Genomic DNA, 22,329 nt, shown 5'->3' with positions numbered 1-22,329 from the left:
CCCGAGAATTAATGCAAGAAAGCGGGGTCGTTTTTGGCACAAGCGGTGCCCGGGGTTTGGTGGAACAATTCACTGATGAGGTCTGTGCTGCCTTTTCCTTCGCCTTTCTGAGCGTAATGCAGGAGCATGGCGGCGTCGCTCAGGTAGCGATAGGCATGGACCGCCGGCCCAGCAGCCCCGCTATGGCTTCGGCTTGCAGTTCAGCGGCTCGAGCCATGGGCATCAAGGTGGTCGATTATGGCATTCTTCCCACCCCAGCGCTGGCTTTACAGGCCATGACGGACGGGGTTCCGGCCATTATGGTTACCGGCAGCCATATTCCTTTTGATCGCAATGGCATCAAGTTTTATCGGCCGGATGGGGAGATCTCCAAGGCGGATGAGAAAGCAATCATGAGCGTGGATGCGCCGGTGCCAGAGCTCGGCGCTATTCAGCGGGAGCCGGAAAGTATGGCCGCGAACCAGCGGTACCTGGCCCGGTACGCGGAGTGGTTTCCCGGCCAACCATTAAGTGGAAAACGGGTCGGTCTCTACCTGCACTCTGCCGCGGGGCGTGATCTCAACGTCCAGGTGTTGGAAGCGCTGGGCGCTGAGGTGGTGGCCCTGGGCCGAAGCGAGCAGTTTGTTCCGGTCGATACCGAAGCCGTGAGCGATGAGGATCGTGCGCTCGGCCGCAAGTGGGTGGTTGAGCATCGGCTTGATGCGCTTTTGACCACGGACGGGGATGGTGATCGCCCGTTGCTGGCCGATGAACATGGTGAGTGGCTGCGTGGTGATATCGTGGGATTGCTCTGTGCCCGTGAGCTGGGCATTCAGGGCCTCGCGGTTCCGGTTAGCTGCAATACAGCCATTGAAGCCTGTGGTGCATTCGAGAGAGTCCAGCGAACTCGCATTGGCTCCCCTTATGTATTAGAAGCGATGGCGGAGCTTGCCCAGCGATATGAGCGTGTTGCGGGGTTTGAGGCGAACGGTGGCTTTATGTTGGGCACGGCTATTGAGTGGAATGGCCGCTACCTGGCTGCCTTGCCCACGCGAGATGCCTTGCTGCCGGCATTAACATTGATGGTGGCGGCCGCAAAGCGCAATGGGCCCCTGTCGTCCCTGGTTAATGGTTTGCCTGGCCGGTTTACGGCCAGTGATCGCCTGAAAGACATTCCAACCGAGACCAGCCGGGCCTATCTTGCTCGGTGGGAAGCAACGCCCGCCAGGCTTCAGGAAGATTTGAGTATGCCAGCGAGTATTGCTGTAACAGACACTACCGATGGCTTACGGGCCACACTGGCTAATGGGGATATTGTGCACCTTCGGCCCTCCGGTAATGCACCCGAACTGCGCTGCTACGTAGAGTCCTCAACGGCTGAGGGTGCTGAGCGGCTTTTAAAGAATTCCATGAGGGCTCTGCAGAAGCTATGAGCCGCCGGTTTCGTTTTATCTTGCATATCGGCACTGAAAAAACTGGTACCACAACCTTGCAGGGCTACCTCCACGGCGCACAGAGCGAACTGAATGAGCAGGGTGTAGCCTACTACGCATCACCGGGGCGAGTGGAATCCAGGGCGCTGGCGGCCTCGGCCGTTGGCGACCAGGCGCCGGACGATTTTTTGAAGCAATTGAGCGTTCAGTCACCAGAGCAGCGCCACGTGTTTCGGGAACAGACAAAACAGCATTTTCACGCTGCCATGACGGCCCTGGATGAACGCATTCACACTGTGGTTATCTCCAGTGAACATTTCCATTCCCGGCTTCGCCATCCCTGGCAGGTAAAATGGCTGCATGATCTGATCACGCCCTGGGCGAATGACGTCCAGGTGGTGGTATACCTTCGGCCACAAACCGATGTGTTGTCATCTTTTTACTCAACCGCCTTGAAAAATGGCGAAGTGCGTAACTTGGAAGCGCTGGGCAGGAAGATATGCCATGCGGGTAACCATTTTTATAACTACCAGAGCCTGCTGGAGTTGTGGGCAAAGATATTTGGTAAAAAGGCCTTAATACCGAGACTTTTTACTGCCGATGAGTTGAAACAGGGGGATATTGTTGCGGACTTTGCGGAAGTAATCGGATTGTCTCCGTCTCACGCAACTTCTGCGAACCTGCCTCGGCAAAATGAATCCATCAACCCGGTTGGTCAGGCATTACTGAGGGGCCTTAACAGAGCGCGTAAACGGGAAGAGTGCGCGTTGACAAAGGTTGAATATCAACCTCTTGCGAGAAGAGTCATGAACGTGTTTTCTGGCTCGGGAGAGAGATTGTCGTCTGCTGTCGAAGTGGAATTGCAGTCTTTGTTCGAGGTATCCAATCGCTGGGTTTGCGATCAGTTCTTCAATGAGCGAGAGGCTTTGTTTCCATCGGCTAAGAATCAACCCCATAAAGGGCCATTGGTGCTTTCGAAGGAGCAACTGGCCCTGGTGCAAATGGTGATGTCGCGTCTGGAGCGATCTAACGTTAATGGGCTGCCGGAAATTGATAGTTGTGCCTGCTACCTCCGGGATAGGGCTGTCGCACTCGAATCAAAGGATATTGTTATGGCCCGAAAAATGATGGCTATGGCTCACCATATTCGCCCTCACGGCCCGTTTATCGCTAAGAAACTGAAGGAATACGAGGCCAGGAGTGGCCTTTGGAACAGAGCGATTAATTGGCTTGCACAGCGCCGGCCATGACGATGCGGAACAGGATCTCTTGATGATAAAAGTTAAGAGGTTGGATTGCTCTCCGGGCGGCTGGTACCAATGTTTGGCTCGGGTTCCCAATTGTTCGCGTTATGCGGTGCTTGAGATCATCCCAGAGAGCGCTTCTGGTGATGTGGTTGGTGAGTCAGCGCACATTCCGATCAGGCCGGGTAGAACCGGCCAGCGCGTTGTCCATACACCCGAAGATTGTGAAAGCCTTCGCATTCGCTGGTTGACCCCTGAAGATCAGGGGCACCCTGAGACAGATGTCGATGTAAGCTTGATGCCGTTGGCTCGATGGCGAGCAGTTTGGCGAATGCTCAGGCGTGTGAAGCAATTCTCTGATATTCATTTGCTGCGTATCGGGGAGGAATTTCTGAGGGCACTGCTTGTATCCCCAATTAAGCTTTATGCGCGCTATGAGGAAACCCTGCACTACCGGCCACGATCGTCACTGCAGCCGCAGCCCGTTCGTGAGGCATCTGAAATTGTATGGCCAGCTCTGCGCTGGTTAACGATAGATGAACTTCGGGTTGCACCCTTATTTGATGCAGAAAGCTGGGTGGTGATTCGCAGCCGGGCCGACCAATGGCTGGTTGGGGGAGTGGAGGCACTCAGGGATTGGCAAGCGTCGCATCCTGAAGCGAAGGTGATCACGTTCGATGAGCAGCGGGTTGACGAGGAAAGTGGGGCGATCGAGCCCTGGCTAAAGCCTCAGTGGAATTTGGATCTCTTCCTGTCCTGTGCCTATGTGGGGCACGGTGTTGCCATCCGTGGCGACGTTTTTACTGAATCCCTTGCCGGGCTTCCCCTGCATTGTTTCGATTCAGTCGATCAATTAGCTGATGCATTGTTGTTGGCTGTGGTGGCAAACAATCCACGGAATTGCCTGAAATGGGTTACCCATTGTCCTGCACTGGCGTTGCAGGTAACGACTTCGCTGACGGATGAAGCTTTGCGCGAGCGCTGGTTTAAATCTCGCCAGCAACGGCTTTTGAAACTGCTGGAGGGGGATTCAACACCCTGCACCTTTGAGCGTGGTCGGTTGCCTCTTAGTTGGCGGGTGCGTTGGCACCTGCCTGAACCTTCGCCATTGGTTAGCCTCTGCATTCCCACTCGCAACGGCTTGCCCGTTCTGAAACCGTGTTTAGACACCATTTTGCAGCGTACGAAGTATCCGAATTTCGAAGTGCTGGTGGTCGATAACCAGAGCGACTGTTCCGCTACCCTGGCTTACCTCGCGCAATTGCAAAAACGGGACACTCGGGTAAGAGTGCTTCGTTACAATGCTCCGTTCAATTTTTCAGCTATTAATAATTTCGCAGTTGCCCATGCACGAGGGCAGGTTATAGGTCTGATCAATAATGATGTAGAGCCCCGCCAACCTGAATGGCTCGAGGAAATGGTAGCTCAGGCCATGCGCCCGGACATCGGCTGTGTCGGTGCGAAGCTGTTTTATCCGGATGGTTCTATTCAGCATGCTGGTGTCGTGTTGGGCATAGGCGGGGTCGCAGGTCACGCATTCCGGTTCGATCCTGGCTCTGCAGAAGGCTATCAGGGGCGCCTCCAGCTAGTGCAGAACTACTCAGCGGTTACAGCTGCCTGCCTTTTGGTGCGCAAATCGGTTTATCTGGATGCCGGAGGGCTGGATGAGCATCTTGCGGTTAACTACAACGATGTCGACTTTTGCCTGAAAGTGCGGGCGCTAGGGTACCGTAATCTGTGGACCCCCTACGCAGAGCTTATACACCATGAGTCCGCCACTCGGGGTGGAAGTCAGAGTCGCCGACAGCGCAGACAGGCCGCGAAGGAGTTCCAATTGATGCGGAGAAGGTGGGGGCAAATGCTGGATGCTGATCCAGCTTATCATCCCGCGCTCACGCGGGTGCACGAGGACTTTTCGTTGGCTTCGGAGCCTGAACGAGGATTGGTATGAAATATACAAAACTCGGCATCCCGGATCTTGTGCTGATGGCCCCAACAGTTTTCGGGGATGAACGAGGTTTTTTTATGGAAACCTTCCGCCAGGGAGAATTTGAGACGCATTGCGGCAATTACACGTTCGTTCAGGACAATCACAGCAAATCCGCCAAAGGTACTTTGCGCGGTCTGCACTACCAGCTGGAAAATCCGCAAGGCAAGCTGGTTCGGGTTACCCGTGGCGAGGTGTTTGATGTGGCTGTGGATCTGCGCAAGGGGTCTCCCACCTTTGGGCAGTGGGCAGGGGCTATGCTCAGCGAAGAGAACAAGCAGATGCTGTGGGTTCCACCCGGTTTTGCACATGCGTTCTACGTAACCAGCGATGAAGCGGAATTCCAGTACAAATGCACGGATTACTATGCGCCCGGAGACGAGTACTCCATTCGCTGGGATGACCCTGATCTGGCCATTGACTGGCCTCTGAAGGGCGAGGCGCCCAGGGTGTCTGAGAAGGATGGTAATGGGTTGTTGTTTCGGGATGCGCCGGTATTTGAATGATTTCTTGCAGCGCTCAGCTTGTTTATATTGGATAGTCCTGTATCCTTTTTTGATAAAATATCTGCGTAATGGATATGGGGACATCTAATGATTGAGCTTGTGTCGGGGTGGGATGTTCAGGCAGCCTTGGCAGGCTATGTGCAACAGCGCCGGAAGGCCCTTAAATGGTCTCGGGCGGCGTTGGCTGAGCGTAGCACGGTGCCAGCGCCGACAATCAAGAGATTTGAAACCACTGGGGAGATCTCACTCAGGCAGTTTTTGTTGTTGTGGCAGTGCGTAGATGATCTTCGGCGCGTTCAAAGCCTGACCGAGGGCCCCGAAAAGCCGCTGCCACGTACACTGGATGAGGTGCTCGCTCAGTGAATTTTACGCCTGTTCGCAAGCTTACAGTCTGGCGTACGTTCAGTGATGGCCGGCAAGCCCGGGTAGGTGGGCTGGCACAGAACCGGCAGGGTGTGTTTTTTCAGTACGATGCAGACTACCTTACGCAATTCAGCCCGCTTTCGCCTTTTACTCTGAAGTGGGATACGAGTGTGCAGCAGGCCCCGCGAGACCCGCACGGCGGTTTGCCCGGGGTTTTCGCAGACTCCCTGCCGGATGGCTGGGGGGTGTTGCTGATGGACAGGGTGTTTCGCCAGGAGGGCGTGTTACCGGCACAGGTAACGCCGATGGACCGGCTGGCATTTGTGGGTTCCAGCGGCAGTGGCTCGTTGAGTTATGCGCCGGTGGCCGATTTTGCGCCTGCAACAGACGATAAGCCGGTCAACATAGCTGAGTTGGGGCTCCACGCGCAGGCTATGTTTGATGGGCAAACCACCGACGTGCTCGCGGAACTGGTTGCTGCGGGCAGTTCGGCGGGCGCCCGGCCAAAGGCGCAGTTGTATTTTTCCGCAGGTAGTTATGGGGTTTGCCGTACCCGTGCAAAGCCCGGTGATGAGGCCTGGTTGGTGAAGTTTACTTCGGCCAACTTGCCCCTGGGGCACGAAGAAGGGTTGTGTGAAGCGGTTTACTTGTCGCTGGCGGAGCGTGCGGGTTTGCAGCCTCCTCGTTGGCAGTTGCTCTCCGCTCCGGGTGAATCCGGCGCCAAAGCCTGGCTGGCGGTTGAGCGGTTTGACCGGGTATGGCGCGCCGATGATGTGCCGGGTTGCGTGCATTTGCACAGCGCCTGTGGCTTGCTGGATGCCGATTTCCGCATGCCCAGTCTGGATTATGAGGACTTGATCAAAGCCAGCGGCCAGTTGTGCCGTGGCGCCAGGGCTGCACAGTTACAGTTTTTACGGGCAGTGTTTAATCTGTTTGCCTTGAACCAGGATGATCACAGCAAAAACTGGGCGTTTTTGCAGAGTGATGATGGCAACTGGCAGCCTGCGCCGTTTTACGATGTCACTTTCAGCCCGGGCCGTTTTGGTGAGCACGCCACGGCTTTTGGGGGTTATGGTAAAAATCCCCCACTAAAAGCGTTACAGAAGCTGGCCGCTGAAGCGGGTTATGCCAATTGGCCGCAGGCTCGCCAGGAAATGCAGCGCGTGCTGGATGCTCTGGCCGGGTTCTCTGCAATGGCAACAGAGTTTGGGGTGAGCGCCGAGACCACCCGGTTAATACAGCAACAGCTTGACCAAACCTATCAGCAAAACAGTGGGCTTTTGGTTTCCTCCCCAGAATGACAAATTCGGCAGCGCAACATCACAGTGGTTTTAGTGGCCAAAAAATTACTTAAGTAACAGGCGGCCTATGCCCCGAATAAAGATCGTTCACCAAAACCCTAACCCCTCTACGGAGTTTTTTATCCGGCCTTTTTGGGCAGAGGCACGCGCGGCGGTAGACTATTACAGGTTTGATGAGCTGCCGGCGCCCTCTGAGTTGTCTGGGGCTGTGGTGGTGTTCGTGCGGTATGTGCCGCCGGCCTGGAAGGCCGTGTTAAAACGTCATCCGGCTCAGCAGGTGGTGTTCTTTATGGACGACGATCTGTTCGACTGGCGGGCATTTCAGGGCATGCCCTGGCATTATCAGCGCAAGTTGTTTGGTCTCGCGTGGCGGCATCAGCGCTGGTTAAGGGAGATTGGCGCCGAGCTTTGGGTATCGTCGCTCTGGCTTGCGGATAAGTACGCCAGCTGGAACCCGGAGATTCTGGAACCCGGAAACCCCCATGGTGCGGCTGCAGAGTTTTCAGACCCGGCGATAAAAACCATTTTTTACCACGGCTCTGCCTCGCACCGTGGTGAACTGGAGTGGCTGATGCCGGTGGTGGAGCAGGTGTTGGCCGCCCGTGCCGATGTATGCTTTGAGGTCATTGGCGATAGAAAAGTGCGCGACCGCTTTGCGCATTTGCATGGGGTGCACGTAGTTCACCCAATGAGCTGGCCGGCCTATAAAGCCTTTATCCAGCGGCCCGGCCGAACCATTGGCCTGGCGCCTTTGCGAGACACCGCTTTCAACGCCGCCCGGGCGCCCACCAAATTTTACGACATCACTGCCGCGGGCGCGGTGGGCCTCTATGCGGACACGCCGGTTTACCGGCGGCTGGTGGCGCATGGGAAGAACGGGTTATTGCTGCCGATGGACTCGCCGCAGGTCTGGGTGGAGGCGGCACTGGATTTGCTGGATGATCGTGAAAAGAGGAAAGCGCTTGTTTGCCACGAAATCCATGAAACCCGCTAAAAGACACTAAAAAACTAATTGGCCACGGATACTCACAGCCTCTCACGGACAAGAGAATAAAGTAGTTGTCCGTGTATTTCCGTGAGTGTCCGTAGCAAAATCATTAAAACCAACGCAGACCACTGTGCCAGATAACGCTTGCCACCTGACAACATCCCCCGCCTTGCACGCTCTTAAGCACCTGGAGGCGATCACTGGTGCTCCGGTGAAGCGCCACCGCCGGGGCCTGTCCGCAAAGGGAGCGAAGGCCATGTTGGCCTGGGGCCGTAAGCCCTCGGCTGCGAAGGCAGAGGCGGTTGCACGGAAATTGGGGTTGCCCGTGGTGCGCCTGGAAGATGGCTTTTTGCGTTCGGTGGAGCCCGGTGCGGAGCCGCCGGTGTCGTTGGTGTGGGACGACCAGGGTATTTATTACGATGCCAGCCTACCCTGCCGGCTGGATACGTTGCTGGCTCAGCCTTCGGATCTGGATGAAAAGGCTCGGGCTCGTGAGTTGATTCGCCGTTGGCGCGCGGGGCGGGTTTCCAAGTACAACCATGCCCGCGAGCTAAATTATCAGCACCTGAAGCCCTATGTTCTGGTGGTGGACCAAACTTTTGGCGATGCATCGGTGAAGTATGGCCAGGCTGATCCGAGTAGCTTCGAGGCCATGCTGAAGGCCGCGCTGGAACGGTTTCCGAGGCATCGCATTGTGCTTAAAACCCATCCGGATGTGGTCGCTGGCAGGAAGCAGGGGTACTTCAGCCAATCCGCAGAGGCGCAGTCTGAGCGGGTAGAGTGGCTGGGCGAAAATGTTCATGCCCCGGCGTTGCTGGAGCATGCCGATGCGGTGTTTTGCGTAACCTCGCAAATGGGGTTTGAGGCACTGCTGTGGGGCAAGGAAACGCACGTGTTTGGCATGCCCTTCTACGCCGGCCGCGGGCTGACGGAAGATGCTTTGCCGGCGCCGGAATTTCGCGAGCCGGTGAGCCTGGAGGCTCTTGTTTATGCTGCGCTTGTAGACTACCCGCGGTATGTAGATCCGGAGACAGGCCTTCGCTGTGAGCCGGAGCGGATTCTCGATTGGCTGGCCCTGCAGAGGGAACAGCGTGAACGCTTTCCGGCACAGCTTTATTCACCCCGTGTGCCGCTGTGGAAGCGCAAGGCGTTGTCCCGTTTTCTTGCCGGCAGTGATGTGATGGATGAGCGTAAGCAGCCTGCGCCAGATGGTTCTACTCGGGTTGTGTGGGGGTTGGCAGAATCTTGCGTGCCGGTGATTCGGGTGGAAGACGGCTTTATCCGTTCGGTGGGCCTTGGTGCAGACCTTGTTCAGCCCCAGTCCTGGGTGATGGATGATATCGGCATGTATTACGACGCTACGCGGCCATCCCGCCTGGAGCAGCTGCTTGAGGAGGCAGAGTTTAAACCAGGCCTGTTGAAGCGGGCTGCCGGTTTGATTGAAAGCCTGAAGGTATCGGGTACCACCAAGTACAACACGGGTGCCCGGGACTGGCAGCGTCCCCCTGGCACTGAGCGAGTGCTGCTGGTGTCGGGGCAGGTGGAAAGTGATGCGTCGATCAAATTTGGGTCACCGGTTGTTAAAACCAACCTGGAGCTGCTGAAAGCAGTACGTGAGCAGAACCCGAGTGCCTGGGTGGTTTATAAGCCCCACCCGGATGTGGTGGCTGGCTTGCGAACACGCGGGGGGGGCGAAGAGCAGGGCGAACGCTGGTGTGATGAGCTCATACTTGATCAGGATATGGGCCATTTGCTGGGCCAGGTAGATGAAGTGCATACGATCACCTCGCTGACTGGTTTCGAGGCCTTGGTCCGGGGCCTGAAGGTTACCTGCTACGGGCAGCCGTTTTACAGCGGATGGGGGCTGGCCACGGATATTCACCCTTGCCCGCGCCGAACCCGAAAACGCACCCTGGAGGAACTGGTGGCGGCTGCGCTCATTCTGTACCCCACCTACATCAGCCAGGTAACCGAGAAGTTCACCACGGTTGAAACGGTACTCCGCGAGATTGAAGTGCAAAGGAAGAGCTCAGCGCCGGAAGTTGGTACACTCCTCCGCGTTTCACGGGCCCTGCGGCGGGCGTGGCGATTTTAACCTTTGGTTGTGAGCAGTATTTATTTTGCCACTAAATCCACGAAACCCAATAAATTTAGCAAATAACGCTACTTGTTCCTCAAGTGATTCACCTTTGTTCGTGGATTTGGTGGATTTCGTGGCAAAAATTTCCCGGATCTTCAAAGAGAACCTATGCAAACCTACGACATATTCAACGGTGATGCAGATGGCATCTGCGCCCTGATTCAGCTTCGCCTGGCCCGGCCCTGCGATTCCACGCTGATTACCGGTGTGAAGCGCGATATTGCGCTTGCCCGGAATGTGCCGGTTGATTCGCCAGCCCGGGTCAACATTCTGGACATCAGTCTCGACAAAAACCGCGAAGCCGTAGATGGCCTGCTGGCCGCGGGCTGTTCCGTGTTTTATGTGGACCACCATTTCCCCGGTGATACGCTTCCGGACCACCCCGGGTTTACCGCGCTGATTGATACCCAGCCCACCACTTGTACCAGCCTGCTGGTGGACCAGCACCTGAATGGTCAGTTCCATAACTGGGCCATTGCGGCCGCGTTCGGGGATAACCTGAATGCGGTGGCTTACGAACTGGCGGGAAAGGCTGGCCTGAGTGATGAACAGGCGGATGCGCTAAAAACTCTGGGTGTTTGTATCAATTACAATGGCTACGGCGCCACGGTGGAGGACTTGCACTTTCACCCGGCGGATGTATACCGGGCGTTTGTGAAGTTTGAAGACCCGTTGGATTTAATTGCTTCGGAGCCGGCTGAATGGCAGCAGCTTCGGGATGGTTATGCTGAGGATATGGCCAAAGGCCTGGCTGCGCCGGTACTGAGTGAGACTGCAACGTCGCTGGTTGTGAAGTTGCCCGATGAAGCCTGGGCCCGGCGAGTGAGCGGCGTGCTCGGCAACGAACTGGCCAACCGCCATCCGGACAAAGCCTGTGCGATTGTGACCGATACGACCACCGATAGTTATCTGGTGAGTATTCGTGCACCGCTGAACAACCGCACCGGGGCTGATGAAGTGGCGCGGCAGTTTCCGACTGGTGGCGGCCGGAAGGCAGCGGCCGGGATTAATGATTTGCCGGCAGAGCAGCTGGATGCGTTTGTTGGCGTGATGGCCAGCTTTTGGGATCAGTGATTTTTTTGCCACGGACACTCACGGGCGCTCACGGACAAAGAAATGAATAGTTTTTGTTTTTCGTCCGTGTGGGTCCGTGAGTGTCCGTGGCCAAACAAATAAATGGAAGAGTAATGACTTTAACTCCCCCGAAGAAAACCCACCTCAAGCAGCTTGAGGCAGAGTCGATTCACATCATCCGTGAAGTGGCGGCTGAGTTTGATAACCCGGTGATGCTGTATTCCATCGGTAAAGATTCTGCCGTCATGCTGCACCTGGCCATGAAGGCCTTTGCGCCTGGCAAGCCACCGTTTCCGCTGATGCACGTGGACACCACCTGGAAGTTCCGCGAGATGATCAAATTCCGGGACGAACTGACACAGCGCCTGGGGCTGAGGCTGATTGTGCACACCAATCAGGAAGGTGTGGCCCAGGGCATCGGACCCTTCACCCATGGCAGTGCCAAGCATACCGATGTGATGAAAACCCAGGCCCTCAAGCAGGCGCTGGACCAGTACGGCTTTGATGCCGCCTTCGGCGGGGCCCGCCGGGATGAGGAGAAATCCCGCGCCAAGGAGCGGGTGTACTCGTTCCGCGACAAGTTCCACCGTTGGGACCCGAAAAACCAGCGCCCGGAACTTTGGAACCTCTATAACGGTAAGGTGAATAAAGGCGAAAGCATTCGTGTATTCCCGCTTTCCAACTGGACGGAGCTGGATATCTGGCAATACATCTACCTGGAAAACATCGACATTGTGCCACTGTATTACGCCGCCGAACGTCCGGTGGTTGAGCGCGATGGCACCCTGATTATGGTGGATGATGATCGCATGCCGCTGGAGCCCGGCGAAAAGCCGGAAATGAAGATGGTGCGCTTCCGTACTTTGGGGTGTTATCCACTGACCGGTGCCGTGGAGTCTGAGGCCGCCACATTGCCGGAGATTATCCAGGAGATGCTGTTGACCAAGACATCCGAAAGGCAGGGGCGGGTTATTGATCATGATTCTGCTGCTTCTATGGAGCAGAAGAAGCGTGAAGGGTATTTCTGAAATTGGGGTCAGATGAAAGCGTTCATCTGACCCCGTAAATGCCATGAAGTTGGGGTCAGAAGAAAACTTCTTCTGACCCCGTGTTCACTCCAGACTCTCAAGTTGAATTTACAATGTCTCACGCATCTACATTGATTGAATCCGATATCCTCGCGTACCTGGACCAGCATGAGAACAAGGACCTGCTGCGCTTTCTGACCTGTGGCAGCGTTGATGATGGCAAATCCACCCTGATTGGCCGCCTGCTGTTTGATTCCAAGCTGATTTTTGAGGATCATCTGGCGGCCCTGCACAAAGACAGTGAGCGACAGGGCAATGCCGGTGAGTCGCTGGATCTGGCTTTGCTGGTGGACGGCCTGGCATCCGAACGGGAGCAGGGCATTACCATTGATGTGGCTTACCGGTATTTCTCCACGGATAAGCGCAAGTTCATCATTGCCGACTGCCCGGGCCATGAGCAATACACTCGCAACATGGCCACCGGTGCCTCTACCTGTGATCTGGCGGTGGTGATGATTGATGCCCGCAAAGGCGTGCTCACCCAGTCCCGCCGGCACAGCTTTATTGTTAGCCTTCTGGGCCTGAAGCATGTGGTGGTGGCGATCAACAAGATGGATCTGGTGGACTTCTCGGAGGAGGTGTTCAACAACATCCGCGAGGAATACCAGAAACTGGCGACCCAGCTTGGCCTGGAAGATGTTTACTACGTGCCGATCTCCGCTCTGGATGGCGATAACGTGGTGAACCGCAGCGAACAGACGCCCTGGTACCATGGTGAAACCCTGATGAACATTCTGGAGCAGGTGGAGGTTCTGGAAGACCAGAACGTGACCGACCTGCGTTTTCCGGTGCAGTATGTAAACCGGCCCAACCTGGACTTCCGGGGCTATTGCGGTACGCTGGCCAGTGGCGTGGTGCACAAGGGCGATGAGGTGGCGGTGCTGCCTTCTGGAAAGACTTCCCGGGTGAAAGCCATTCACAATTATGAAGGGGAGATTGATCGGGCCTGGCCGGGGGATGCCATTACGCTGACCCTGGAAGACGAGGTGGATATTTCCCGGGGTGATCTGCTGGTACACGCCAACAGCAAGCCTGCCTTGGGCAACCGCTTTGCCGCCCACATTGTCTGGATGAATGAGCAAGCGCTGAAACCCGGCCGTGAATACGGCATTAAGATCGGCACGCGTGTGACCAACTGCTATGTCAACGAAGTGCTTGAAGAAATTGATGTAAATACCCTGGAGCGCTATCCGGAGACCGAAGGTGGCCTTGAGTTGAATGCCATTGGCCTGTGTGATGTGGAGCTTTCCGAGCCGGTCGTGGTTGAGGATTATCAGCATCATCCAGGAACTGGTAGCTTTATCCTGATTGATAAGCTGACCAATGTGACTGTGGCGGCGGGTATGGTGGAGCGGGCGCTGGGTGGCGCTGGAGCCGTGACTGAACGGGAATACACCGAAGCGGAGCGCAACCTGAATCGGTTTATTCGGGAGAATTATCCGGAGTGGGGTTGTAAGCCGGTTTGACCTGGCTGTCGGATTACGAGGCTTCGCCTCTAATCAGACCTGCAATCTGAATAGTAGCCACGGACACTCACGGACGCTCACGGACAAAAAATGACTGATTTTTGTATTGCGTCCGTGTGGGTCCGTGAGTGTCCGTGGCAAAAAATAAAGGATAAAAGTTTTGGCAAATAACATTGTCTGGCACGATCACAAAATCACCCGTGCGGAGCGTTCGGTTAATAAAAACCAAAAACCTTGCCTGCTTTGGTTCACTGGCCTGAGCGGTTCGGGCAAGTCCACCATTGCCAACGCGCTTGATGTCGCGCTGCATAAGCGTGGCTATCACACGTTTCTGCTGGATGGTGATAACGTTCGCCACGGTTTGTGCAAGGATCTGGGCTTTTCCGACGATGACCGGGAAGAAAACATTCGCCGCGTGGGTGAGGTTTGCAAGCTCTTTGCAGACGCTGGCCTGATCGTAATGAGTGCGTTCATTTCTCCGTTCACCAGTGACCGGCGCCTGGTTCGGAAGTTGTTCCCGGCGGGCGAGTTCATTGAAGTGTTCATGGATGCGCCGCTGGCTACCTGTGAAGAGCGTGACCCGAAGGGGCTTTATCAGAAGGCCCGTTCGGGCGAGATAAAGCACTTCACTGGGATCGACTCGCCTTACGAGGTGCCGGCACACCCTGAGATTCGGCTGGATACTTCCCGGCACTCGGTGGAGGAATGTGTTGATTCTCTCATTGCCTACCTGCTTGAGCGGGAACTGATCACCCACAAGGACTAACTCCGTGGAATGGCAAGGCATTGTGACCCTGGCAACACTGTTTTCGGTGTTGTCGGCGCTTGCACTTACCCGTATTTCTGCCGACCTGGTTCTGATGACGGCTTTAGCGTTCCTGTTGATTTCGGGGATCCTGGGGCCGGCTGAGGCTTTGGCGGGGTTTGGCAACCCGGGTGTGATAACCATTGCAACCCTGTATGTGGTGGCGGCAGGACTGAAGGAAACCGGGGCGGTGCAGTGGATTGCCCGCCGGTTACTGGGGCACCCGAAAACCGAGAAAGGCGCCCAGCTTCGAATGATCGCGCCCACGGGTGTTCTCAGCGCTTTTATGAATAACACCGCCGTGGTGGCCATGTTCATTCCTGCCATCCAGGATTGGGCTCAGCGCCTGGGTGTTCCCGCGTCCAAACTGCTGTTGCCTCTCAGTTATGCCGCTATTCTCGGGGGCACCTGCACCTTGATTGGCACCAGTACCAACCTGGTGGTGGACGGGATGCTTCAGACCCGGCTTGGTATCAATCTGGGATTGTTCGAGTTGGCCTGGGTGGGAGTACCACTGCTGATTGTGGGTGGTACGTTTCTTGTTCTGTTTGCCTCCCGGATATTGCCGGATCGCGGTGGTGTCACCGAAGAACTTGACCAGGTACGTGAATACGGGGTTGAGGTAGAGGTAATGGGCCCCGGGCCACTGGTGGGCAAGACCATCGCCCAAGCTGGCCTGAGGGCTTTGAGTTACGGATATCTCACCGAGATTGACCGCGGTGGCCGGCTGATTACTGCCGTAGAGCCGGACCGGACCCTCCAGGCCGGTGACCGGCTGTATTTTGTGGGAGCGCCCGAATGTGCCAGTGAGTTGCGCCGTATTCAGGGCCTGAAGCCGGCCAACGGCAGCGTGCATAAGCTCGAAGTGGAAAACCATCAGCGTTGTCTGGTTGAGGTGGTCCTCGGGCCGGAATTCCCGGCACTGAACAAGACGATTCGCGATAGTCGCTTCCGTACCCGGTTCAACGCTGTGATTTTGTCCTTGTCCCGCGAAGGCAAGCGGGTGCCGGGTAAGCTGGGGGATATTACCTTCCGTATGGGCGATACCCTGTTGCTGGAGGCCAGCCATCAGTTTGTGGAGCAGTACCGGTTTCGGCGGGACTTCCTGCTCGTCAGTGCGCTGAATGATTCCACACCGCCGGATTTCCGCAAGGCGCCGCGGGCGATGGGGATACTGGCGCTGATGGTGTTGGTGAGTGCCTCGGGGCTTTTGCAGATCATGGAAGCAGCATTCCTCGCAGCCGGAGCGATGATTGTCTCCGGCTGTATTACCGCCAGCCGGGCCCGGCGTAGTGTCGATTTGCCGGTGTTGGTAGTGATTGCCGCCTCTTTTGCATTGGGCAATGCGATGACAGAAACCGGCGCTGCTGTCTGGGTGGCAAACGGGTTGCTGGGGTTTGGCGGCCTGACACCTTGGGTGGCGTTGGCGTTGATTTATTTGCTCACCGCGGCGTTTACTGAGGTGATTACCAATAATGCCGCGGCGGTCTTGATGTTTCCCATCGCTCTGGCGGTTTCTGAGCAGTTGGGAGTGAGCTTTCTGCCGTTTGCGGTTGCCGTGATGTTTGCGGCGTCGGCTTCTTTTGTGACCCCGCTCGGTTATCAGACCAATCTTATGGTGTACGGCCCAGGGCGCTACCAGTTTTTAGACTATGTGCGAATAGGCTTGCCTCTGAGCGTTTTGGTTGGCGTAACTGCAATAATGTTAATCCCGATGGTATGGTCGTTCTGATAGGGAATAGCTTACTATTCCTATGTGCCAACACTGGTGAAGGACAGCCATGTTCGAAAAATTCCTGAATTTGCCCCGTTTTCACAAGCGCGTGATTTCCGTCGCAGCTGACTCTGTGGCCCTTTTCTTAGCACTCTATGCTGCGTTTTCTTTAAGACTGGACCAGCAACTCTGGGTGCCGACCCGTGAGCATATCGTTGTTTCCGGGCTGACGGTCATTTTTACGATTGCGGTTTTCATCAGGTTAGGTTTGTATCGTGCGGTGATTCGCTACCTGAGCGACCGGGCCTTTATAACGGTTTTTTCCGGGATCAGTGTTTCTGCTGTCACGCTGATACTGCTTGGCTATTGGCTTGAAGTGTTGGTGCCGCGCTCGGTTCCAGTAATATACGCTGCTCTGGCATTTATTTTTGTGAGCGGCACCCGAATGACAGTGCGGATGCTGGTGCACCGCCCCAGGTATTGTAACAAGCAGTTCGTGGCCATTGTCGGTGCTGGTGAAACCGGTTTGCAGCTGGCAAATGCGTTGGATCAGGGCACAGAGTATCACCCGTCGGTGTTCATTACGTTACTTAAAGGGAATCACCGGGCGCTGATTAATGGCATCCCTGTCTACGACATCAGTTACATCGAACGCGCCGTAAAAGAACATCGGATCAAAAGGCTTTTACTGGCACTGGACGCTGACTCCGGGATTGATCGCAAACGCCTCCTGAAAAAGCTGGAGCCTTTGGCAATTCCTGTCCAGACAGTTCCTACCATGTCCGAGTTAGTAGCCGGCCAAGCCCGAATCAATGATATCCGGGATCTCGAGATTGAAGACCTGCTGGGCCGTAATCCGGTCCAGCCAGATAACGCCCAGGTGGCCGCCAGTCTGTATGGCAAAGCTGTGATGGTCACTGGTGCCGGGGGATCCATCGGCTCGGAATTGTGTCGGCAGATCATTCTGCATCGCCCCTCCCGGTTGGTGTTGTTTGATCAGTCCGAGTTTTCCCTCTATGCCATTGAGCGGGAGCTCCAGGCTATCAACCATATTGAGGGGCTGAGGGTTGAGATTCTTCCATTGCTGGGAAGTGTTACCCATCGCAGGCGGTGCGAGGCTGCCATGCGCAGTTTTGCCATTGAAACGGTTTACCACGCTGCGGCTTATAAGCATGTACCGCTGGTAGAGCACAACCTGATCGAAGGTGTTCAGAATAATGTGTTCGGCACCTTCCATGTTGCGGAAGCGGCTATCGCGGCTGGCGTGAAGCGCTTCGTGCTGATTTCTACAGACAAAGCCGTACGCCCGACCAATGTGATGGGTGCAAGCAAACGCATGGCGGAGCTGGTGCTACAGGGCCTGGCCCAGAGACAGTCCGGGACCATTTTTTCGATGGTTAGGTTTGGTAATGTGCTGGGTTCCTCCGGCTCCGTAGTGCCGTTGTTCCGGGACCAGATCCGCGATGGCGGCCCGGTAACGGTGACCCACCCGGATATTATCCGTTACTTCATGACGATTCCTGAGGCCAGCCAGCTGGTGCTTCAGGCGGGCAGCATGGGCCAGGGCGGTGAAGTGTTTGTACTGGATATGGGGGAGCCGGTGAAGATTGCCGACTTGGCTCGCAAGATGATTCACCTGATGGGGTTGATGGAGAAAACCGACGAGCGGCCTGATGGAGATATCGAGATAGTCTTCTCCGGGCTACGGCCGGGTGAGAAGCTGTTTGAAGAGCTGTTGATAGGTGATGACCCTCAGGGCACGGCCCACCCGCGCATCATGATGGCCCGGGAGGTTTCCATGGCCTGGGATGAGGTGGAGCAGACCCTGAATCGATTGATGCGGGCCAGCCATGAGTTTGATTGTCTGGAAATACTGGAGATTTTGAAAACCGCACCTGCGGGGTTTGCTCCGAATAGTGGCGTCGCAGATCTGGTTTGGTGCAACGGCAATCAGGAGCGGTTAAGTGAGGCCTGGAAGGCGGGCAAGGTGCGAAGGTTGCCTTTGGGCTGATGTGTAATTTCAGGTTGTGAATTAATTCTGAATTGGTAGCGGGGGCCTGATGGCCTCCGTTTTTGTTATTCAACAGGGAATGTTGGCGATGATTGATATTTTGCACCATGGGGCTACTATTGGGGTTACTGGGTCTTGCCATGAGTTGACTCTTACTCCGGGGATGAAAAAGGGGTCTGACCCCGTGGGGTCAGACCCCTCCTTCACTTGTAAATTTGGGGTCAGATGAAAAGTTCATCTGACCCCATCCTCGTCAGTCACCGGTCACAGGAAATCTATCGGCGGCATCTGATTGTAACGCGCTTCCAGGTATGGCTTGAGCGTGGCGACACTGGTTATGGAGCGGGTAATCTGTCGCTCGTTGTCGATTATTTTGCGCAGCTTTGCGCAATATTGTTGCAGGTTTCGGGCTCTGGACTTCGGCTTTTTGTCGTAGAAGTGATCGTAGAGCAAGCCCCGGAGCGGGTCGGCGTATATTAGTGTTTCCTGCTGTTCCCGCAATTCCTGGGTGTGGGCTTTGAGGAGTGCAAGCAGGTCGTTATCAGTGTCTTCGGACAGCGACTCCAGCGGGGACTGCCCCATGTGCTCCTCGTAAAGGCTAAACAGCGTGAAGAGGTCGTTCTGCTCGCGCGCTTTAAGAAGCTGGCTCATCTGTTCATGCCGCTGCGCTTTCCGGCTTTCGTCCTGTTCACGATCCGGATGGAGCACTCTCGCAAGCTGGCGGAACAGGTTATTGATGGAAGACTTTTTCAGCAGTTGCCGCAGGCCGTTGGTGTCCGATTGTCTGGCCTGTTCGGCTTCCTCTTCTTCACGAATAAAATCTTCGAACAGCTGCTCCCAGTAGCCGGAATCGTCTGTCTCGGCATCCGGGCCGGCGCTTCTGTCGGGTTCTGCTTGCGGTTCCTGTTCAAAATCCGCAAATAAGTCCTCGAACATATCCTCCGTGGCTGTATCCTGGCGTGCCCGCTGGTGATGGCATTGGCCCGGTTTTGGCTTGTTCGTGGGTTGTTCGGGGGTAGGGGGCGGTTCCCCGGGTCCGAGCGATTGCTGAAGGCCTTCGAAAAAACTGCTGAGATCCAGCAGTTGAGCCTGGTCACAAAACGGGCTGTTGGTCACTTGTAGAATGTTCTGGTGTATCCATTCGAGCAGTTCGACTTTTTGCCACTGAGCGAGGGATTTGCGCGAGAGAAATCCGGCAAGATGTTTCGTTTGTTGAAGGATGGCATCCATCATTTCCGCTTCATCATGGCGGAGGGCGTCCATGCACTGTTGCATGAACGCTTCCAGCTCCTGTTCCAGCCGCTCGTTTTTCCGCTTGAGGTTGACGATGCGTTGCCATTCGCGCTGGAGTGGCTGTGCAGCTGTTTTCGCGGCTTTGGAGTTTTTGCGGGATTTCTGGGGTTTGATTCGGGACATGAAAGCGAACTGGTACGCTGAAAATCGGGTGAAGGTTAGGCCATGGATGCTACAGAAAATGACGTTTACTGTCACCACTGCCCACACTAGAATATCTCCATTTCAAGATCCACGGGAAGCTCTGCAAACAGGGAGGTTGTTGTCATGATTGAGGTTTTTCACCACGGCGCCACGTCTGGCGTAACCGGCTCCTGCCACGAATTGACTCTGACTCCGGGGATGAAAAAGGGGTCTGACCCCGTGGGGTCAGACCCCAACTTCACCGGCACCGATCCCGAACCCATGGGGTCAGACCCCAACTTCACCGGCTCAGGCTCCGCAGGCATCCTCATAGACTGCGGTCTGTTCCAGGGCGAGGACGAAGGGCGGGGTGCTTCTGCTTCGGATCTCGCCATTGATTTCCCCATCGACCATATCCGGGCGCTGGTGGTCACCCATGTACACATTGATCATGTGGGTCGCATTCCCTATCTGCTGGCAGCGGGTTTTGACGGGCCGATTATCTGCTCGGAGCCGTCGGCCATTATGTTGCCGGAGATTCTGGAAGATGCACTGAAGATCGGATTTACCCGGGACAGGCAGCTGATTGAGCGGGTTCTGGGGCTGATCCGTTCCCGGCTGGTGCCGGTTTCCTATCGCCAGTGGCATTCGGTATTTTCCGAGGATAATTGTTCACTGTCGGTACGGTTGCAGAGGGCAGGGCATATTCTGGGCTCGGCCTATGTGGAGTGCGATGCCCGTGTGGGGGATTCAGAAGAGCGCATTGTGTTCAGTGGCGATCTTGGCGCGCCCCATGCGCCGTTGCTTCCCGCGCCGGAGTCTCCGGAGCGGGCGGATCGGCTGGTGATTGAGAGCACCTATGGTGATAAGGACCATGAGGACAGGGCCACGCGGCGGCTTCGGCTCAAGGTAATTCTGGAGCGGGCGTTGGCGGATGGTGGTACCGTGCTGGTGCCGGCGTTCAGTATCGGGCGGACTCAGGAATTACTCTACGAAATTGAGAGTTTGATTCATGAGTTTGGGGACAGTGCTGTCGGTGCGGGCATGAAATTGGGGTCTGACCCCACGGGGTCAGACCCCTCCTTCACCTGGGACTCGCTGGAAATCATTATCGATTCGCCGCTCGCCGCAGAGTTCACGCGAATCTATCGAGACCTGAAGCCATTCTGGGACGCCGAAGCCACCGAACTGGTTCGCAAGGGCCGGCATCCGCTGTCCTTCGAACAGCTCACAGTAATCAATTCCCACGAAGACCACCTGAACGCAGTGGATTACCTGGCCCGGTCCCATCGCCCGTGTGTGGTTCTGGCGGGTTCAGGCATGTGTGCCGGTGGCCGTGTGGTGAATTACCTGAAGGCCATGCTTGGTGATAAACGCAATGATGTGTTGTTTGTGGGTTACCAGGCCGCCGGCACACCCGGGCGGGATATTCTGACCTTTGGTCCTCGGGGTGGCTGGGTTGAGCTGGATGGCGAGCGTTATGACATCCGGGCCCGCATTCATCAGGTTGGAGGCTATTCGGCCCATGCGGGGCAGAGTGACCTAGTCTGGTTTGTTCAGGGTATTCCTCAGGCTCCGAGGGAGATTCGGGTGGTGCATGGAGATCAGGAGGCAAAGGCGGCACTTCTGGCGAAGCTTGAAGAGTTGTTTCCTGAATCTAAGGTTCTGATTCCCGAGTAGCGAGATATTTATGCCAGTTATTTTCAGGTACCAAGGTTTCAGGTTCTTTTTTTATTCGAACGAAGGCAATCCACTGGAGCCTGCTCATGTTCACGTCCGATCTGCGGGCAAAGAAGCGAAGTTCTGGCTGTCTCCAGCTGTATCGCTAGCTCGCAATGATGGTTTTGATGCCCGTACGATTCGGGTATTGTTGGAAGTAACAGAACAAAACCGACAATGGTTTGAGGATGCATGGCATGACTACTTCGCCTGAAAAAGTCTGGTTTGATGAAGACAATCTTTGGGTCAATCTTTCGGACGGCCGCACAATTGGTGCTCCGTTGGCCTGGTTCCCACGTCTGCTGCACGCGGAACAAAAAGCCAGGGATGACTTTGAACTGAGTGTTCATGGTATTCACTGGGATTCGTTGGATGAGGATATCAGTATCCAGGGGTTGCTGGCTGGCCAAGGCGACCAAACCCACCCAAAACGTGATCACGCGGCCTGACATGGAAAAGATAAAGATTTTTGCCACTAAATCCACGAAAGAACACGAACAAAGACTGACTGATTAAAAGTCAGGGCTTCCTTGTCTTTCCCTTTCGTGTTCTTTCGTGGATTTAGTGGCAAAAATGTTCTTAAAAATAAGGATATAAGATGCTCAAGGAAAAAGAGCTTTGCTACCGTATTACCGGCTGTGTGTATGAGGTATACCGGCATCTGGGAGCAGGTTTTCTGGAGTCGGTCTACCAGAAGGCGTTGATTCAGGAGCTGCAGTTTGCCGGGTTGGCGGTGCAGTGTGAAGTGCCGGTGGTTATCCACTACAAAGGCGAGCCCATTGCCGAACACCGGGTCGATCTTTTGGTCGAGAACGCCGTCATCATCGAACTTAAAGCCCAGAAGCAAATGCCGATATCGGCGGAGCCGCAGTTAATCAACTACCTCAAAGCCACAGGGAAAGAGCTTGGTCTGTTGGTTAATTTTTCGTTTCCAAAGGCTGTGGTAAAGCGGGTGGTGTTATGACCAGGCCGGGTTTTTCATGGGAGGGCAGCCCCCTCCTTCACCAGGGATCTCTGGAAATTGTCGTCGATTCTTCTCTGGCGGCGGAATTCCCCCGGATATACCGGGATCTGAAGCCCTACTGGGACGCCATT

The 22,329-nt window shown here is 55.6% G+C and carries 18 protein-coding genes; 17 read left to right on the top strand and 1 reads right to left on the bottom strand.

Annotation, left to right across the window (positions count from 1 at the left end):
* Positions 1-11 precede the first annotated feature (11 nt).
* From AC13C0_RS12740 to AC13C0_RS12680, 13 genes are all read left to right on the top strand, one after another.
* The gene (locus tag AC13C0_RS12740) at positions 12-1,412 is read left to right on the top strand and encodes a phosphomannomutase (RefSeq protein WP_482954496.1); all 1,401 of its coding nucleotides are present in this window, start codon (positions 12-14) and stop codon (positions 1,410-1,412) included.
* Complete coding sequence (locus tag AC13C0_RS12735; protein ID WP_482954495.1) at positions 1,409-2,662, top strand: hypothetical protein; 1,254 nt, start codon at positions 1,409-1,411, stop codon at positions 2,660-2,662. Before AC13C0_RS12740 ends, AC13C0_RS12735 begins: the two co-directional genes overlap by 4 nt.
* Positions 2,613-4,607 carry a glycosyltransferase family 2 protein gene (locus AC13C0_RS12730; protein WP_482954494.1) on the top strand — a complete coding sequence of 665 codons (1,995 nt, stop codon included), beginning with the start codon at positions 2,613-2,615 and terminating at the stop codon, positions 4,605-4,607. Before AC13C0_RS12735 ends, AC13C0_RS12730 begins: the two co-directional genes overlap by 50 nt.
* Positions 4,604-5,149, top strand: coding sequence for a dTDP-4-dehydrorhamnose 3,5-epimerase (gene rfbC, locus AC13C0_RS12725; protein ID WP_482954493.1), 546 nt, complete (start codon positions 4,604-4,606; stop codon positions 5,147-5,149). The genes AC13C0_RS12730 and rfbC overlap by 4 nt, the downstream gene beginning before the upstream one ends.
* 359 nt (positions 5,150-5,508) lie before the next feature.
* The gene (locus tag AC13C0_RS12720) at positions 5,509-6,813 is read left to right on the top strand and encodes a type II toxin-antitoxin system HipA family toxin (protein WP_482954492.1); all 1,305 of its coding nucleotides are present in this window, start codon (positions 5,509-5,511) and stop codon (positions 6,811-6,813) included.
* Positions 6,814-6,880: 67 nt separating this feature from the next.
* Positions 6,881-7,807, top strand: coding sequence for a glycosyltransferase (locus tag AC13C0_RS12715; RefSeq protein WP_482954491.1), 927 nt, complete (start codon positions 6,881-6,883; stop codon positions 7,805-7,807).
* A gap of 124 nt (positions 7,808-7,931) precedes the next feature.
* Complete coding sequence (locus tag AC13C0_RS12710) at positions 7,932-9,896, top strand: capsular polysaccharide biosynthesis protein (protein ID WP_341582295.1); 1,965 nt, start codon at positions 7,932-7,934, stop codon at positions 9,894-9,896.
* Between the two features lie 153 nt (positions 9,897-10,049).
* Positions 10,050-11,015 carry a DHH family phosphoesterase gene (locus AC13C0_RS12705; protein ID WP_482954490.1) on the top strand — a complete coding sequence of 322 codons (966 nt, stop codon included), beginning with the start codon at positions 10,050-10,052 and terminating at the stop codon, positions 11,013-11,015.
* 113 nt (positions 11,016-11,128) lie between these two features.
* Entirely contained in the window at positions 11,129-12,043 is a 915-nt protein-coding gene (cysD, locus tag AC13C0_RS12700; protein ID WP_341582293.1) for a sulfate adenylyltransferase subunit CysD, read from the top strand.
* A gap of 113 nt (positions 12,044-12,156) precedes the next feature.
* Positions 12,157-13,569, top strand: a complete 1,413-nt coding sequence (cysN, locus tag AC13C0_RS12695) for a sulfate adenylyltransferase subunit CysN (protein WP_341582292.1) — start codon at positions 12,157-12,159, stop codon at positions 13,567-13,569.
* A gap of 160 nt (positions 13,570-13,729) precedes the next feature.
* A complete protein-coding gene (gene cysC / locus AC13C0_RS12690) occupies positions 13,730-14,335 on the top strand; it encodes an adenylyl-sulfate kinase (RefSeq protein WP_341582291.1) in 606 nt (201 codons plus the stop codon).
* Positions 14,336-14,339: 4 nt separating this feature from the next.
* Entirely contained in the window at positions 14,340-16,106 is a 1,767-nt protein-coding gene (locus AC13C0_RS12685) for an SLC13 family permease (protein ID WP_482954489.1), read from the top strand.
* Positions 16,107-16,155: 49 nt separating this feature from the next.
* Positions 16,156-18,099, top strand: a complete 1,944-nt coding sequence (locus AC13C0_RS12680; protein WP_341582289.1) for a polysaccharide biosynthesis protein — start codon at positions 16,156-16,158, stop codon at positions 18,097-18,099.
* A gap of 264 nt (positions 18,100-18,363) precedes the next feature.
* On the opposite strand, the gene AC13C0_RS12675 is transcribed toward AC13C0_RS12680, so the two are convergent.
* Complete coding sequence (locus tag AC13C0_RS12675; protein ID WP_482954488.1) at positions 18,364-19,515, bottom strand: hypothetical protein; 1,152 nt, start codon at positions 19,513-19,515, stop codon at positions 18,364-18,366.
* 144 nt (positions 19,516-19,659) lie between these two features.
* Between AC13C0_RS12675 and AC13C0_RS12670 the strand changes: the two genes are divergently transcribed.
* From AC13C0_RS12670 to AC13C0_RS12655, 4 genes are all read left to right on the top strand, one after another.
* Complete coding sequence (locus AC13C0_RS12670) at positions 19,660-21,195, top strand: MBL fold metallo-hydrolase RNA specificity domain-containing protein (protein ID WP_482954487.1); 1,536 nt, start codon at positions 19,660-19,662, stop codon at positions 21,193-21,195.
* Between the two features lie 10 nt (positions 21,196-21,205).
* On the top strand, positions 21,206-21,448 hold the full coding sequence (locus AC13C0_RS12665) for a DUF4160 domain-containing protein (protein WP_482954486.1): 243 nt from the start codon (positions 21,206-21,208) through the stop codon (positions 21,446-21,448).
* Positions 21,432-21,683 (top strand): DUF2442 domain-containing protein, encoded by a 252-nt coding sequence (locus AC13C0_RS12660; protein WP_482954485.1) that lies wholly within the window; start codon positions 21,432-21,434, stop codon positions 21,681-21,683. The genes AC13C0_RS12665 and AC13C0_RS12660 overlap by 17 nt, the downstream gene beginning before the upstream one ends.
* Positions 21,684-21,832: 149 nt before the next feature.
* Positions 21,833-22,198, top strand: coding sequence for a GxxExxY protein (locus AC13C0_RS12655; protein WP_273073124.1), 366 nt, complete (start codon positions 21,833-21,835; stop codon positions 22,196-22,198).
* Positions 22,199-22,329: the final 131 nt, after the last annotated feature.

The organism is Marinobacter sp. B-21, assembly GCF_056857895.1.
This window is presented reverse-complemented; position numbering and strand designations above follow the sequence as displayed.